General features: G+C 39.6%; 14 protein-coding genes, 2 tRNA genes and 1 other RNA gene. 16 read left to right on the forward strand and 1 reads right to left on the reverse strand.

Annotated features, from left to right (window positions below; genetic code table 11):
- The first annotated feature begins 109 nt into the window (after nucleotides 1-109).
- The 14 genes from DSY56_RS00915 to sufB all read left to right on the forward strand — a co-directional run bounded on the left by DSY56_RS00915 (nucleotide 110) and on the right by sufB (nucleotide 12830).
- On the forward strand, nucleotides 110-1132 hold the full coding sequence (locus DSY56_RS00915) for a branched-chain amino acid aminotransferase (protein ID WP_033676924.1): 1023 nt from the start codon (nucleotides 110-112) through the stop codon (nucleotides 1130-1132).
- A gap of 22 nt (nucleotides 1133-1154) precedes the next feature.
- Nucleotides 1155-3122, forward strand: coding sequence for a peptide ABC transporter substrate-binding protein (locus DSY56_RS00920; protein ID WP_112443541.1), 1968 nt, complete (start codon nucleotides 1155-1157; stop codon nucleotides 3120-3122).
- Between the two features lie 97 nt (nucleotides 3123-3219).
- The gene (locus tag DSY56_RS00925) at nucleotides 3220-3450 is read left to right on the forward strand and encodes a DUF2969 domain-containing protein (RefSeq protein ID WP_112443542.1); all 231 of its coding nucleotides are present in this window, start codon (nucleotides 3220-3222) and stop codon (nucleotides 3448-3450) included.
- 49 nt (nucleotides 3451-3499) lie between these two features.
- Nucleotides 3500-3580: transfer RNA gene (locus DSY56_RS00930), tRNA-Tyr, on the forward strand.
- Nucleotides 3581-3589: 9 nt separating this feature from the next.
- Nucleotides 3590-3661 (forward strand) — tRNA-Gln (locus DSY56_RS00935).
- 161 nt (nucleotides 3662-3822) lie between these two features.
- Nucleotides 3823-5025 carry a 30S ribosomal protein S1 gene (rpsA, locus tag DSY56_RS00940; protein ID WP_112443543.1) on the forward strand — a complete coding sequence of 401 codons (1203 nt, stop codon included), beginning with the start codon at nucleotides 3823-3825 and terminating at the stop codon, nucleotides 5023-5025.
- An 86-nt stretch (nucleotides 5026-5111) separates the two neighbouring features.
- Entirely contained in the window at nucleotides 5112-5609 is a 498-nt protein-coding gene (locus DSY56_RS00945) for a GAF domain-containing protein (RefSeq protein WP_112443544.1), read from the forward strand.
- Nucleotides 5609-7264: a DNA polymerase III subunit gamma/tau gene (dnaX, locus tag DSY56_RS00950; protein ID WP_112443545.1), complete on the forward strand. Its 1656-nt coding sequence runs from the start codon at nucleotides 5609-5611 to the stop codon at nucleotides 7262-7264. Before DSY56_RS00945 ends, dnaX begins: the two co-directional genes overlap by 1 nt.
- 27 nt (nucleotides 7265-7291) lie before the next feature.
- Complete coding sequence (locus DSY56_RS00955) at nucleotides 7292-7486, forward strand: DUF3272 domain-containing protein (RefSeq protein WP_112443546.1); 195 nt, start codon at nucleotides 7292-7294, stop codon at nucleotides 7484-7486.
- A gap of 149 nt (nucleotides 7487-7635) precedes the next feature.
- Nucleotides 7636-8406, forward strand: a complete 771-nt coding sequence (gene sufC, locus DSY56_RS00960; protein ID WP_000114489.1) for a Fe-S cluster assembly ATPase SufC — start codon at nucleotides 7636-7638, stop codon at nucleotides 8404-8406.
- A gap of 27 nt (nucleotides 8407-8433) precedes the next feature.
- Nucleotides 8434-9696, forward strand: coding sequence for a Fe-S cluster assembly protein SufD (gene sufD / locus DSY56_RS00965; RefSeq protein WP_112443547.1), 1263 nt, complete (start codon nucleotides 8434-8436; stop codon nucleotides 9694-9696).
- A gap of 10 nt (nucleotides 9697-9706) precedes the next feature.
- Nucleotides 9707-10933, forward strand: a complete 1227-nt coding sequence (locus DSY56_RS00970; protein ID WP_112443548.1) for a cysteine desulfurase — start codon at nucleotides 9707-9709, stop codon at nucleotides 10931-10933.
- Nucleotides 10920-11360: a Fe-S cluster assembly sulfur transfer protein SufU gene (sufU, locus tag DSY56_RS00975; protein ID WP_112443549.1), complete on the forward strand. Its 441-nt coding sequence runs from the start codon at nucleotides 10920-10922 to the stop codon at nucleotides 11358-11360. The genes DSY56_RS00970 and sufU overlap by 14 nt, the downstream gene beginning before the upstream one ends.
- A gap of 57 nt (nucleotides 11361-11417) precedes the next feature.
- Nucleotides 11418-12830 (forward strand): Fe-S cluster assembly protein SufB, encoded by a 1413-nt coding sequence (gene sufB, locus DSY56_RS00980; protein WP_000797046.1) that lies wholly within the window; start codon nucleotides 11418-11420, stop codon nucleotides 12828-12830.
- Between the two features lie 83 nt (nucleotides 12831-12913).
- On the opposite strand, the gene pbp3 is transcribed toward sufB, so the two are convergent.
- Entirely contained in the window at nucleotides 12914-14155 is a 1242-nt protein-coding gene (gene pbp3, locus DSY56_RS00985; RefSeq protein WP_112443550.1) for a D-alanyl-D-alanine carboxypeptidase PBP3, read from the reverse strand.
- 102 nt (nucleotides 14156-14257) lie between these two features.
- On the opposite strand from pbp3, the gene cozE reads away from it, so the two are divergent.
- Nucleotides 14258-15367: a cell elongation protein CozE gene (gene cozE, locus DSY56_RS00990; protein WP_050219086.1), complete on the forward strand. Its 1110-nt coding sequence runs from the start codon at nucleotides 14258-14260 to the stop codon at nucleotides 15365-15367.
- Between the two features lie 540 nt (nucleotides 15368-15907).
- Nucleotides 15908-16255, forward strand: a transfer-messenger RNA (tmRNA) gene (gene ssrA / locus DSY56_RS00995).
- Nucleotides 16256-16293: the final 38 nt, after the last annotated feature.

Raw genomic sequence — 16293 nt, forward strand, 5'->3', positions numbered from 1 at the left:
GCTGGTTCTTTTTATTGAAGAAATTTTCTGAAAATTACAAAATATACTTGCTATTTTAGAAAAATAGTGTAGAATATAAGAAATAGGTTTTTAGAATAAGGAGTGGAATATGACAGTAACGATTGATTGGGAAAACCTTGGTTTTTCCTATATGAAATTACCTTATCGCTATATTGCTCATTTTAAAAATGGACAATGGAATCAAGGAGAGCTTACAGAGGATGCAACTTTGCATATTTCAGAGTCTTCTCCAAGTCTCCACTATGGACAACAAGCATTTGAAGGTTTGAAAGCTTATCGTACTAAGGATGGCAGTGTTCAACTGTTCCGTCCTGATGAAAATGCTAAACGCCTGCAACGTACATGTGACCGTCTCTTGATGCCACAAGTTCCGACAGACATGTTTGTAGAAGCTTGTAAAGCAGTTGTCCGTGCGAATGAAGAATACGTACCACCATACGGAACAGGTGGAACCCTCTATCTTCGTCCACTTTTGATTGGTGTCGGAGATATTATCGGGGTAAAACCAGCAGAGGAGTATATTTTTACTATCTTTGCTATGCCAGTTGGAAATTACTTTAAGGGTGGTTTGGTCCCTACCAACTTCTTGATTCAGGATGAATACGACCGTGCCGCTCCAAATGGTACAGGTGCGGCTAAGGTTGGTGGGAATTATGCTGCCAGTCTCTTGCCAGGGAAATTGGCCAAGTCACGTCATTTCTCAGATGTTATTTACCTAGATCCATCAACACATACAAAGATTGAAGAAGTTGGATCAGCTAACTTCTTTGGAATTACAGCTGATAATGAATTTGTAACGCCATTGAGTCCATCTATCTTGCCATCTATTACCAAGTATTCCTTACTTTATTTGGCAGAACATCGCTTGGGCTTAACTCCTATTGAAGGAGATGTTCCAATTGATAACCTTGACCGTTTTGTAGAGGCAGGTGCCTGTGGTACAGCAGCGGTTATTTCTCCAATTGGAGGTATTCAACACGGTGATGATTTCCATGTATTTTATAGTGAAACAGAAGTTGGCCCTGTGACTCGTAAACTCTATGATGAATTGACAGGTATTCAGTTTGGTGATATTGAAGCGCCAGAAGGTTGGATTGTAAAAGTAGATTAAAAATATATTAAAGGAGATTTTTATGAAATCAAAAAAGTGGATTTTAACAACAGGACTTATCCTAAGCACAACAGCTCTTTTAGCAGCCTGTGGGAAAGCTGATAAAGAAGCAGATGCTCCGACAACATTTTCTTATGTCTATGCAGTGGATCCAGCATCCTTGGACTACAGCATAGCAACGCGTACATCCACAACAGATATTATCGGGAATGTTGTTGATGGTTTGATGGAAAATGATAAATATGGTAATGTTATTCCTTCTTTGGCTGAGGATTGGTCTGTCTCAAAAGATGGATTGACTTATACCTATAAACTTCGTAAGGGAGTGAAATGGTACACATCAGAAGGCGAAGAATACGCAGAAGTAACAGCCCATGACTTTGTGACAGGATTAAAACACGTGGCTGATGGTAAGTCAGACGGTGTCTCTCTCATCCAAAATTCAATCAAAGGCTTGGACGCCTATATGACTGGTGAAACCAATGATTTCTCTACAGTTGGTGTTAAAGCTTTGGATGACTACACAGTTGAGTATACATTGAATGCGCCAGAAAGTTTCTGGAATTCAAAAGTTACAACAGCGACGATGTTACCTGTAAATGAAGAGTTTTTAAAGGCATCTGGAAAGAATTACGGAGAGGTTAGCCCAGCAGGTATTCTCTACAATGGCCCTTATTTCTTAAAAACATTGACTTCTAAATCTTTGATTGAATATGAAAAAAATCCAAATTACTGGGATAAAGAAAATGTTAAAATTGAGAAGATTAAATTGACCTACTACGATGGTTCAGATCAGGAGTCTTTGATCCGTAGCTTCTCCTCTGGTGCTTATACGACAGCCCGTCTCTTCCCAAGCAGCTCAAACTTTGCTTCAACTTTGGAACAATACGGAGATAAAATCACTTATAGCCCACAGGACTCAAGTAGTTATTACTTCACCTTTAACGTAAATCGTCAGTCATACAATAAAACTGCGAAAACAAGCGAAGAGCAAAAGACTTCTACAAAAGAAGCTATGCTTAATAAGGACTTCCGTCAGGCTATCAACTTTGCCTTCAACCGTCATTCTTATGCTGCCCAGCTAAATGGTGAAGATGGTGCGGACAAGATTATTCGTAATAGTCTAGTTCCAGATAACTTTGTGCAAGCAGGTGGTAAGAACTTTGGTCAAATCGCTCAAGCAGAGTTGGTGAACTATGGTGACCAATGGAAAGGTGTTGAGCTAGTTGACGGTAAGGATTCTATCTACAACCCTGACAAGGCTAAAGCTGCTTTCGAAAAAGCTAAGAAAGACTTGGAATCTAAAGGGGTAACCTTCCCAATTCACTTGGATGTCCCGGTTGAACAAACAGATACTATCGCCGTTCAACAAAGCAACTCTTTCAAACAGTCTATTGAATCAACTCTTGGTGCTGAAAATGTTATCATCGATGTACTTCAAATGACAGATAATGAAAAAGAAACGATTACATCACAAGCGCGTGTTCCTTCTCAAAAAGACTATGATTTGAACAGTACAGGATGGGCTCCAAGCTATCAAGATCCAGCGTCTTACTTGAATATTATGGATCCAAAATCTGGTTCTGCCATGAAACACCTTGGTATTACGAAAGGAAAAGATAAGGATGTTGTCGCTAAACTTGGTTTGGATCAATATAAGAAATTGTTAGAAGATGCTGTTTCTGAGACCACTGACCTAGAGAAGAGATATGAAAAATATGCCAAAGCTCAAGCTTGGTTGACAGATAGTTCATTATTGATGCCAACAGCTTCATCTGGTGGTTCTCCAGTTGTAAGTAACGTAGTGCCATTCTCAAAACCATACTCACAAGTTGGTATTAAGGGGGATCCATATATCTTTAAAGGAATGAAATTGCAAAAAGATATTGTTACAACAAAAGAATATGACGAAGCTCTTAAAAAATGGCAAAAAGAAAAATTGGAATCCAATAGCAAATACCAAAAAGAACTAGAAAAACATATTAAATAAAGCAGAAAACTCTATATCAGACAAGCCTGATATAGAGTTTTTTCTTGCTAGTTTTAGGATTTTCTTGTAAAATAGAAAAAGTGAAGAGAGGTATGAAATGAGTAAGAAAGATAAAAAAATCGAAATTCAAGTATCAGATGCCAAAGTTAATGTAGGAAAAGACAGTTTTGAAGGCTATACCTTGACCATTGGTAAAAAAGTTATCGGAGAAATTGCCGAATTAGACGGACAATTTGCCATCATAAAGAATGGGAATGTCGATAGTTTTTATAAAAAATTGGAAAAAGCTGTGGAAATTTTGATTGAAAATTATAATTTAGCAAAATAAGTCTTGTTTTTTTGAAATTTTCATGATATAATAGTCCATGTTGATTGTAGGAGAGATAGCGAAGAGGCTAAACGCGGCGGACTGTAAATCCGCTCCTTCGGGTTCGGGGGTTCGAATCCCTCTCTCTCCATTTCATCAATGGGGTATAGCCAAGCGGTAAGGCAAGGGACTTTGACTCCCTCATGCGTTGGTTCGAATCCAGCTACCCCAGTTCTTAGGTAATAATCAAGATAAAAAGCAAAATATCTTAGGGTATTTTATTTTTATAATTGAAAGACGTGAATGATATGAACATGTCCTTGCGGGTGCTTAGGAAAAAAATTATAAGTATGTCAAGTTTAAGAAAAACTTGATTGTTGGAGGATTTTTTAGATGAACGAATTTGAAGATTTGCTAAATAGCGTTAGCCAAGTTGAGACTGGTGATGTTGTTAGTGCTGAAGTATTGACAGTTGATGCGACTCAAGCTAACGTTGCAATCTCTGGAACTGGTGTTGAAGGTGTCTTGACTCTTCGCGAATTGACAAACGATCGCGATGCAGATATCAATGACTTTGTTAAAGTAGGAGAAGTATTGGATGTTCTTGTACTTCGTCAAGTAGTTGGTAAAGATACTGATACAGTTACATACCTTGTATCTAAAAAACGCCTTGAAGCTCGCAAAGCATGGGACAAACTTGTTGGTCGCGAAGAAGAAGTTGTTACTGTTAAAGGAACTCGTGCCGTTAAAGGTGGACTTTCAGTAGAATTTGAAGGTGTTCGTGGATTTATCCCAGCTTCAATGTTGGATACTCGTTTCGTACGTAACACTGAGCGTTTTGTAGGTCAAGAATTTGATGCTAAAATCAAAGAAGTTGACGCTAAAGAAAACCGCTTCATCCTTTCACGTCGTGAAGTTGTTGAAGCAGCTACAGCAGCAGCTCGCGCTGAAGTATTCGGTAAATTGGCTGTTGGTGATGTAGTAACTGGTAAAGTTGCACGTATCACAAGCTTCGGTGCTTTCATCGACCTTGGTGGTGTTGACGGATTGGTTCACTTGACTGAATTGTCACATGAACGTAACGTATCACCAAAATCAGTTGTAACTGTTGGTGAAGAAATTGAAGTGAAAATTCTTGATCTTAACGAAGAAGAAGGACGCGTATCACTTTCACTTAAAGCAACAACACCTGGACCATGGGATGGTGTTGAGCAAAAATTGGCTAAAGGTGATGTAGTAGAAGGAACAGTTAAACGTTTGACTGACTTCGGTGCATTTGTTGAAGTATTGCCAGGTATCGATGGACTTGTTCACGTATCACAAATTTCACACAAACGTATTGAAAATCCAAAAGAAGCTCTTAAAGTTGGTCAAGAAGTTCAAGTTAAAGTTCTTGACGTTAACGCAGATGCAGAGCGCGTATCACTTTCTATCAAAGCTCTTGAAGAGCGTCCAGCTCAAGAAGAAGGACAAAAAGAAGAAAAACGTGCTGCTCGTCCACGTCGTCCAAAACGTCAAGAAAAACGTGATTTCGAACTTCCAGAAACACAAACAGGATTCTCAATGGCTGATTTGTTTGGTGATATCGAACTTTAATCAAATTGAAAATTCACAAAATCCTTTGTTTACTAAACAAGGGATTTTTCTTTTGTCTCTGCTCCTTTTTTTGATATAATAGTTCTATGTTAAAATCAGAAAAACAATCACGTTATCAAATGTTGAATGAAGAATTGTCCTTCCTATTGGAAGGCGAAACCAATGTTTTGGCTAATCTTTCCAACGCCAGTGCTCTTCTAAAATCACGCTTTCCTAATACCGTATTTGCAGGTTTTTATTTGTTCGATGGAAAGGAATTGGTTTTAGGTCCCTTCCAAGGAGGTGTTTCCTGCATCCGTATTGCACTAGGAAAGGGTGTTTGTGGTGAGGCGGCTCACTTTCAGGAAACAGTTCTGGTTGGTGATGTAAGGACCTATCCCAACTATATTTCTTGTGATAGTCTAGCTAAAAGTGAAATTGTGGTGCCGATGATGAAGAATGGTCAGTTACTTGGAGTTCTGGATTTGGATTCTTCAGAGATTGAGGATTACGATGCTATGGATCAAGATTATTTGGAACAATTTGTCGCGATTTTGCTTGAAAAGACAGAGTGGGACTTTACAATGTTTGAGGAAAAATCTTAATGTATCAAGCACTTTATCGAAAATATAGAAGTCAAAACTTCTCCCAGTTAGTTGGTCAAGAAGTTGTGGCTAAGACTCTTAAACAAGCAGTGGAGCAAGAGAAAATAAGTCATGCCTATCTTTTTTCTGGTCCACGTGGAACAGGAAAAACCAGTGTAGCTAAGATTTTTGCTAAGGCTATGAACTGTCCCAATCAAGTGGGTGGTGAACCTTGTAATAACTGCTATATTTGTCAGGCAGTGACGGACGGTAGTTTAGAAGATGTCATTGAAATGGATGCTGCCTCTAATAACGGGGTGGATGAAATCCGTGAAATTCGTGATAAATCTACCTATGCGCCTAGCCTTGCTCGTTATAAGGTTTATATCATAGATGAGGTTCACATGCTGTCTACAGGGGCTTTTAATGCCCTCCTAAAGACGCTGGAAGAGCCCACACAGAATGTAGTCTTTATTTTGGCCACTACTGAATTGCACAAGATTCCTGCGACTATTCTATCCCGTGTGCAACGTTTTGAGTTTAAATCAATTAAGACACAGGATATTAAGGAACATATCCACTATATCTTAGAAAAAGAAAATATCAGTTCTGAACCAGAGGCTGTGGAAATCATTGCCAGACGGGCGGAAGGTGGAATGCGAGACGCCTTGTCTATTTTGGATCAAGCCCTGAGTTTGACACAGGGAAACGAGTTGACGACTGCCATCTCTGAAGAAATTACTGGCACCATTAGCCTATCAGCCTTGGATGATTATGTGGCTGCCTTGTCTCAACAGGATGTTCCCAAGGCTTTGTCTTGCTTAAATCTTCTTTTTGACAATGGTAAGAGCATGACTCGTTTTGTGACCGACCTTTTGCACTATTTAAGAGACTTGTTAATTGTTCAAACAGGTGGAGAAAACACTCATCATAGTCCAGTCTTTGTAGAAAATTTGGCACTTCCTCAAGAAAATCTGTTTGAAATGATTCGCTTAGCGACAGTGAGTTTAGCAGATATTAAGTCTAGTTTGCAGCCAAAGATTTATGCTGAGATGATGACCATCCGTTTGGCGGAGATTAAGCCCGAACCAGCTCTTTCTGGAGCGGTTGAACATGAAATTTCTGCACTGAGACAAGAAGTGACACGCCTTAAACAAGAACTCGCAAATGTGGGAACTGTAGCCAAGCCAACAAGTCCAGTACCTACCCGCCCAGCAGCAGGCAAGACAGTCTATCGTGTGGATCGTAATAAAGTTCAATCTATCTTACAAGAGGCCGTTGAAAATCCTGATTTAGCACGTCAAAACCTGATTCGTTTGCAGAATGCCTGGGGAGAGGTAATTGAAAGTCTAGGAGGCCCTGATAAGGCTTTGCTAGTTGGTTCTCAACCGGTTGCGGCCAATGAACATCATGCTATTCTTGCTTTTGAGTCGAACTTCAATGCTGGTCAAACCATGAAACGAGACAATCTCAACACTATGTTTGGCAACATTCTCAGTCAGGCAGCAGGTTTTTCACCTGAGATTTTAGCTATTTCCATGGAGGAATGGAAAGAAGTTCGCGCAGCCTTTTCAGCCAAAGCCAAATCTTCTCAATCTGAAAAAGAATCAGAAGAAAGCCTGATTCCAGAAGGTTTTGAATTTTTGGCTGATAAAGTGAAGGTAGAGGAAGACTAAAGAAAGATTTCATGATACAATAAGTTTATGAATAAACAACAATTTATTATTATGGCGCTGTTTACAGCTGTTGAGACCTATTTTTTCAATGAAGCCTGGATGACTGGCCGCTATATTATGGCAGCCTTTTGGGCAATTTTACTCTTTAGAAATTTTCGTGTCAGTTATGTGATGGGCAAAATCGTTGATGTCATTGATCAGCATTTTAATAGGAAAGACTAGCCCTCAGCTTCCAGACAAAATCAAAGCCTTTTAGGCTTTTTTTTGTTATACTAGAAAAGTATATTTATAGACCTTTTACTCTATTTCTGGGGAAATCAGACGTTTTTCTAGTAAGTACTGTAAAGGTCTTGAAAAAGAAAGGAACTATCATGTCAGTATTAGAGATCAAAGATCTTCACGTCGAGATTGAAGGAAAAGAAATTTTGAAAGGGGTTAATCTGACCCTGAAAACAGGAGAAATCGCTGCTATCATGGGACCAAATGGTACTGGTAAATCAACTCTTTCTGCCGCTATCATGGGAAATCCAAACTATGAAGTTACCAAAGGTGAAGTTTTGTTTGATGGCGTAAACATCCTTGAGTTAGAAGTGGACGAGCGTGCGCGTATGGGACTTTTCCTTGCTATGCAATACCCATCAGAAATTCCTGGAATTACCAATGCTGAGTTTCTTCGTGCAGCTATGAATGCTGGTAAAGAAGACGATGAGAAGATTTCAGTTCGTGAGTTTATCACTAAATTGGATGAGAAGATGGAATTACTCAACATGAAAGAAGAAATGGCTGAGCGTTACCTCAACGAAGGTTTCTCTGGTGGTGAGAAAAAACGTAATGAGATTCTTCAACTTTTGATGTTGGAACCAACTTTTGCCCTTTTGGATGAGATTGACTCTGGTCTTGATATTGATGCCCTTAAAGTTGTTTCTAAAGGTGTTAATGCCATGCGTGGTGAAGGCTTTGGTGCTATGATTATCACTCACTACCAACGTCTTTTGAACTACATCACACCAGACGTGGTACACGTCATGATGGAAGGTCGTGTTGTCCTTTCTGGTGGTCCAGAATTGGCTGCGCGTTTGGAACGTGAAGGATACGCAAAACTAGCTGAAGAACTTGGCTACGACTACAAGGAAGAATTGTAATTCCCTCGTATCTTTTAGGAGAAGTAAATGACTAAAGAAAATATTAAACTTTTTTCAGAAATGCACGCTGAACCAAGCTGGTTGGCTGATCTCCGTCAAAAAGCTTTTGACAAGATTGAGACTTTGGAATTACCAGTTATTGAGCGTGTCAAATTCCACCGTTGGAATCTGGGGGATGGAACGATTACAGAAAGCGAGCCATCAGCAAATGTTCCAGATTTCACAGCTCTAGATAATCACTTGAAATTGGTTCAAGTAGGGACTCAGACTGTTTTTGAGCAAACTCCAGTTGAGTTAGCTGAACAGGGTGTCGTCTTTACAGACTTCCACTCAGCTTTAGAAGAAATTCCAGAGCTGATCGAAGAATTCTTCATGTCATCTGTTAAGTATGACGATGACAAGTTGGCAGCCTACCATACAGCTTATTTCAACAGTGGTGCTGTTCTCTACATTCCTGATAATGTTGAGATTAAAGAACCAATCGAAGGAATTTTCTATCAAGACAGCGATAGTGATGTGCCGTTTAACAAGCATATTATGATTATCGCTGGTAAAAACTCTAAGATTAGTTATCTGGAACGTTTAGAATCACGCGGTGAAGGAAGTGCCAAAGCAACTGCTAATATCACAGTAGAAGTAATTGCATGTTCTGGTGCGCAAGTGAAGTTTGCTGCGATTGACCGTCTAGGTGAAAACGTCACTGCTTACATTAGCCGTCGTGGTAAATTAGGCAACGATGCAAGCATTGACTGGGCAATCGGTGTCATGAACGAAGGGAACGTCGTTGCGGATTTTGATAGCGACTTGATTGGAAATGGTAGCCATGCAGATCTCAAGGTTGTAGCTCTTTCAAGTGGCCGTCAGGTACAAGGGATTGATACTCGAGTGACTAACTATGGTTGCAATTCAATCGGAAATATCCTCCAACATGGGGTTATCCTTGAAAAAGCAACTTTGACTTTCAATGGTATCGGTCACATTATCAAGGGGGCCAAGGGAGCAGATGCGCAACAAGAAAGTCGTGTTCTCATGCTTTCAGACCAAGCACGTTCAGATGCTAACCCAATTCTTTTGATTGATGAGAATGACGTAACTGCAGGACACGCGGCTTCTATCGGTCAGGTAGATCCAGAAGATATGTACTACCTCATGAGCCGTGGCTTGGATAAGGCAACTGCAGAGCGTTTGGTTGTTCGTGGTTTCCTTGGATCTGTTATCGTGGAGATTCCAGTCAAGGAAGTTCGTGATGAAATGATTGCAACCATCGAAGAAAAATTGTCAAAACGCTAAGGGGTAGCCTATGTTAGATGTAGAAGCGATTCGCAAGGATTTTCCAATTTTAGACCAGATTGTTAATGATGAACCATTGGTTTATTTGGACAATGCTGCGACGACACAAAAACCACTAGCAGTTCTGGAAACGATTAACCGCTACTATGAGAACGACAATGCAAATGTTCATCGTGGGGTTCATACCTTGGCGGAGCGGGCTACTGCTTCCTATGAGGCGGCTCGTGAAACCATTCGTAAGTTTATCAATGCAGGGTCTATAAAGGAAGTTCTCTTTACTAGAGGAACGACAACCAGTCTGAACTGGGTAGCTCGCTTTGCAGAGGAAGTTCTGACTGAAGGAGATCAAGTTTTGATTTCTGTCATGGAACACCATTCCAACATCATTCCTTGGCAGGAAGCCTGCCGTAAGACTGGGGCAGAGCTTGTCTATGTCTATCTCAAGAATGGAGCTCTGGATATGGATGATTTGCGAGCTAAATTGACTGATAAAGTTAAGTTTGTCTCCCTAGCTCACGCCTCAAATGTTCTTGGTGTGGTCAATCCAATCAAAGAAATCACTCAATTGGCCCACCAAGTTGGAGCTATCATGGTGGTGGATGGTGCTCAATCTACGCCTCATATGAAGATTGATGTTCAGGACTTGGATGTGGACTTCTTTGCCTTTTCAGGTCACAAGATGTCTGGTCCGACTGGGATAGGTGTCCTTTACGGCAAAGAAAAGTATCTGGAGCAAATGTCACCAGTCGAATTTGGCGGTGAGATGATTGATTTCGTTTATGAACAATCGGCTAGTTGGAAGGAATTGCCTTGGAAATTCGAGGCTGGAACTCCTAACATGGCTGGTGCAATCGGACTTGCTGCTGCAGTTGATTATCTGGAAACGATTGGTATGGATGCCATTGAAGCCCATGAACAGGAATTGATCGCATACGTCTATCCAAAACTGCAGGAGATTGAAGGACTGACTATTTATGGTTCACAGGACTTGGCTCAACGTTCAGGTGTCATTGCTTTTAACCTAGGCGACCTTCATCCTCACGACCTTGCAACGGCTTTGGATTATGAAGGTGTGGCAGTTCGTGCGGGTCACCACTGTGCGCAACCCTTGCTCCAGTATTTGGATGTTCCAGCAACAGCACGTGCAAGTTTTTATATCTACAATACCAAGGCAGATTGCGACAAGCTAGTTGATGCCTTACAAAAGACAAAGGAGTTTTTCAATGGCACTTTCTAAACTAGATAGCCTCTATATGGCAGTGGTAGCGGACCATTCGAAAAATCCACATCACCAAGGGAAGTTAGAAGACGCTGAACAAATCAGTCTCAACAATCCGACCTGTGGCGATGTTATCAATCTCTCTGTCAAGTTTGATGCAGAAGACCACTTGGAAGATATCGCTTTTCTAAACTCAGGTTGTACTATCTCAACTGCCTCTGCAAGTATGATGACAGATGCAGTTTTGGGAAAGACCAAGAAAGAAATCTTAGAACTTGCGACAATTTTTTCTGAAATGGTTCAAGGACAAAAAGATGACCGCCAAGACCAACTAGGTGATGCAGCCTTCTTGTCAGGTGTTGCAAAATTTCCACAACGGATTAAGTGTGCGACCTTGGCTTGGACTGCCCTTAAGAAAACAATTGAAAATCAAGAAAAACAATAAGACAAGTTTCTTTTGTCTTATGAATCAGTAGAAATGAAGAATGAAAGAAAGGATATTATGGCTGAAGAAAGAGTAGAACCAAAACCAATTGATCTTGGTGAATATAAATTTGGTTTCCATGATGATGTAGAGCCTGTCCTATCGACAGGAAAAGGATTGAATGAAGATGTCATTCGTGAACTATCAGCTGCAAAGGGAGAACCTGAGTGGATGTTAGAGTTCCGTTTGAAGTCTTATGAAACCTTTAAAAAAATGCCCATGCAAACTTGGGGAGCAGACTTGTCAGAGATTGATTTTGATGACTTGATCTACTACCAAAAACCATCTGATAAGCCAGCTCGTTCTTGGGATGATGTGCCTGAAAAAATTAAAGAAACCTTTGAACGTATCGGAATTCCAGAAGCTGAGCGTGCCTATCTAGCCGGTGCCTCTGCCCAGTACGAGTCAGAAGTAGTTTACCATAACATGAAGGAAGAATTTGAGAAGTTAGGTATCATCTTTACAGATACGGATTCTGCTCTCAAAGAGTACCCAGACTTGTTTAAACAATACTTTGCTAAGTTGGTACCGCCGACAGATAATAAGTTGGCTGCTCTCAATTCGGCAGTATGGTCAGGTGGAACCTTTATCTACGTACCAAAAGGGGTCAAGGTAGATATTCCTCTTCAAACTTACTTCCGTATCAACAACGAAAATACTGGTCAGTTTGAACGTACCTTGATTATCGTTGATGAGGGAGCAAGTGTCCATTATGTAGAAGGATGTACAGCGCCAACTTATTCAAGTAACAGCTTGCATGCTGCCATCGTAGAAATTTTTGCCTTGGATGGTGCTTATATGCGTTATACAACCATCCAAAACTGGTCTGATAACGTCTATAACTTGGTAACCAAACGTGCTAAAGCCTTGAAAGATGCGACTGTTGAGTGGATTGATGGAAACTTGGGTGCCAAGACAACTATGAAATACCCATCTGTTTACCTTGATGGAGAAGGTGCGCGTGGTACTATGCTTTCTATTGCCTTTGCTAATGCAGGGCAACACCAAGACACGGGTGCTAAGATGATCCACAATGCTCCACATACAAGCTCGTCTATCGTGTCTAAATCTATCGCTAAAGGTGGAGGAAAGGTTGACTACCGTGGTCAAGTAACCTTTAATAAAAACTCTAAGAAATCTGTCTCTCACATCGAGTGTGATACCATTATCATGGATGACTTGTCAGCATCAGATACCATTCCATTTAATGAAATCCACAACTCGCAAGTTGCTTTGGAACACGAAGCAAAGGTTTCTAAGATTTCAGAAGAGCAACTCTATTACCTCATGAGCCGTGGATTGTCAGAATCTGAGGCAACAGAGATGATTGTCATGGGATTTGTGGAGCCCTTCACAAAAGAACTTCCAATGGAGTATGCTGTTGAGCTGAACCGCTTGATTAGCTATGAAATGGAAGGGTCAGTCGGATAAAATTTGATTTTAGATTTACTAAAAATCAAGGACTGTGAAGATGAACTTGTAATAAAAAATCGCGATTTTAAACCGCGATTTTTTTATAATTTCTCATTAACAAATCGGATAAACTGATTCCACCAAACTTTTAAGAAGAAGGCTTTTTCAATTTTCTTGTCTGCAACCATTTCGAAACTAGGGCGCTCTGTGGTGATGTAACCTTGACCGATCAAGTCCTTGTCTTCGTAAGTCAGATGGCCAACTACTGTTCCGGCTTCAAGTGGTGCTGGGATTGCTTTAGAATCAGGTGTGAATTGAATAGATTGGGAAGATTGGTTCCCAACACGTTCAATTAGATAGATATCCTCTGGGGCCACTGCAGTGACCGTATCTTCTTTTCCATCTTGTACAGGGGCTTTGCTATCTTGATAGGCATCGCCTTTCTGAACGATTTTGCGAAGTGTAAATGTAGAAGAAATATAATCCATTAGGGACGATGTAGCTGTAAACCGAGCGTAGGGATTATTGTCTTGATGGTCTGCATTTAAAACAACTGTGATAACCCTCATCCCTTTTTCGACAGTAGTACCAACAAAAGATTCTCCAGCTTTGTCTGTTGTTCCTGTTTTTAGCCCATCAAAACCACCACGGTAAGCAGGCATACCTTCTAACATGTAGTTGGTTGAAGTAATTGTCATTCCAGCAAAAGTAGAAGAAGGTTTTTTGGTGATTTCCAAGACTTGTGGGTATTTTTTGATGAGGTTGCGGGCAACGATGGCAACATCATAAGCACTGAGCTTATTTTCATCATCTTTATTAGAACCTGGGTAAATGTTATCTCCTAGAGTCTCGTTGTTAAGACCAGTTGTATTGACAACCGTGGCATCTTTGATTCCCCATTCCAAGAGTTTTGCCCTCATCCTATCGACGAAATCTTTTTCTGAGCCAGCAATTTTCTCAGCTAGGGCAATAGCGGCGCTGTTGGCACTAGATACCAGAGTTGCTTCAAGTAACTCTTCGACAGTATAATTACGGGCCTCCATAGGAACATTACTGGCTTCAGAATTTGTCGTCAATTGATAAGGATAATCAGAAATATCTACTGGGGTGGATAGTGTGATACTTCCCTTTTCCAGAGCTTCATAGACTAGATAAACAGTAATCAATTTTGTTATGGAAGCAATTTCGACAGGTTGCGTTGCATCCTTCTCATAGAGAATTTTACCAGTATTTGCCTCAACAGCAATGGCATGTTTAGCGGCAACGGTAAAATCTTGAGCAGCAACAGTAGAAGCACCTCCTAAAAGGGAGACAGTTAATAAAGTTAAAAATATTTTTTTCATAGTAGTCTTATTCTATCATAAAGAAAAAAAATATTCTTGCTTTAATAATTCATCCGTTAAGCTTTTTGAAAATATGGTAAAATAGAGTGAGGGAGGTAACTCATGTTTCGTAGAAATAAATTATTTTTTTGGACCACAGAAATTTTACTCTTAACAATCATCTTTTACCTATGGAGACAGATGGGGTCTTTGATTAACCCTTTTGTTAGCGTGCTTAATACAATTATGATTCCATTTTTATTAGGGGGCTTTCTTTATTACTTGACAAACCCTATTGTTACTTTCTTAAATAAAGTCTGTAAACTCAATCGTTTACTTGGTATTTTAATTACCTTGTGTGCTTTGGTCTGGGGAATGGTCATAGGTGTTGTCTATCTCTTACCTATTTTGATTAATCAGTTATCTAGCTTGATTATATCTAGTCAAACTATTTATAGTCGAGTACAAGACTTAATCATAGACTTATCTAATTACCCTGCGCTCCAGAATTTAGATGTAGAAGCTACAATTCAGCAGTTAAACTTATCCTATGTTGATATTCTTCAAAAGATCCTAAATAGCGTATCAAATAGTGTGGGGAGCGTCTTGTCAGCTCTTATCAGTACTGTTTTGATTTTGATTATGACTCCGGTTTTTTTGGTTTATTTCTTATTAGATGGACATAAATTCTTGCCCATGCTTGAAAGAACGATTCTAAAGAGGGATCGCTTGCATATTGCAGGTCTCTTAAAGAATTTAAATGCGACGATTGCTCGCTATATTAGTGGAGTTTCGATTGACGCAATCATTATAGGTTGTTTGGCTTATATTGGCTATAGTATTATTGGTTTAAAATATGCTTTAGTTTTTGCTATTTTTTCTGGTGTAGCCAATTTAATTCCTTATGTGGGGCCAAGTATTGGCTTGATTCCTATGATCATCGCAAATATATTCACTGATCCACATAGAATGCTGATTGCAGTGATTTATATGCTTGTTGTTCAGCAGGTAGATGGCAATATCTTATATCCTCGAATCGTAGGAAGTGTTATGAAGGTTCATCCAATCACGATTTTGGTTTTACTTTTGTTGTCAAGCAATATCTATGGTGTAGTTGGAATGATTGTCGCAGTGCCAACCTATTCTATCTTGAAAGAAATTTCTAAGTTCTTATCCCGTTTGTATGAAAATCATAAAATCATGAAAGAACGAGAAAGAGAATTAGCTAAGTAAAAGTCAGGAGAACCCTGATTTTTCTTTACTGGAAGTGGCCTTTAGATTAGAAGATTGAAGATAAGTTAAAGTCCTAAACTAATTGTCACAGCTAAAAATAGTAGAAGTTAATCTGATAAAAATCGAAAAAACCAGTGGATTTCGTGTCAGGGTAAGTTCCACTACTTTTCATAGTCTATTAAAGTTCGAATGAAACTTATTTATTTTAGCATAACAAGTGAAAAGTAGTCCGAATAATATAAGGATTGATTTTATAGTTTTTAAACTCAAATGAATTGAAATAAAGAGAGTAGGAAAATTCTCATCTGAAAGTATTTTAGAATAATTTTCTTAGTGAATTTCTTCAAAACAGATAGCTTTATCTTAGGTATGTGTTAATTGGATTTCGTAAGTTCTATTCACAATCGTAAAGTTATGCACTGAGAAAGTTGTAGTTAGTCTCCCAGTTTGCTAAATTTCTCGAATAGTATCTTTTTTAGGTACGTGATTTCCTTTTTGCATTTTTGTGTTAGATAAGGTATAATGGTTTTATTGTCTTTTGGGGTCGTTACGGATTCGACAGGCATTATGAGGCATATTTTGCGACTCGTGTGGCGACGTAAACGCTCAGTTAAATATAACTGCAAAAAATAACACTTCTTACGCTCTAGCTGCCTAAAAAACAGCAGGCGTGACCCGATTTGGATTGCTCGTGTTCAATGACAGGTCTTATTATTAGCGAGATACGATCAAGTCTTGTCTAGCGGCTTGATAAGAGATTGATAGACTCGCAGTTTCTAGGCTTGAGTTATGTGTCGAGGAACTGTTAAACTAATACATAACCTATGGTTGTAGACAAATATGTTGGCAGGTGTTTGGACGTGGGTTCGACTCCCACCGGCTCCATTATTCCTTTGCATTCTTTTGCATTCTTTTGCATTCCTTGG

Origin of the sequence: Streptococcus sp. 596553 (assembly GCF_900411395.1) — a bacterium.
Lineage (GTDB): Bacteria > Bacillota > Bacilli > Lactobacillales > Streptococcaceae > Streptococcus > Streptococcus mitis_BA.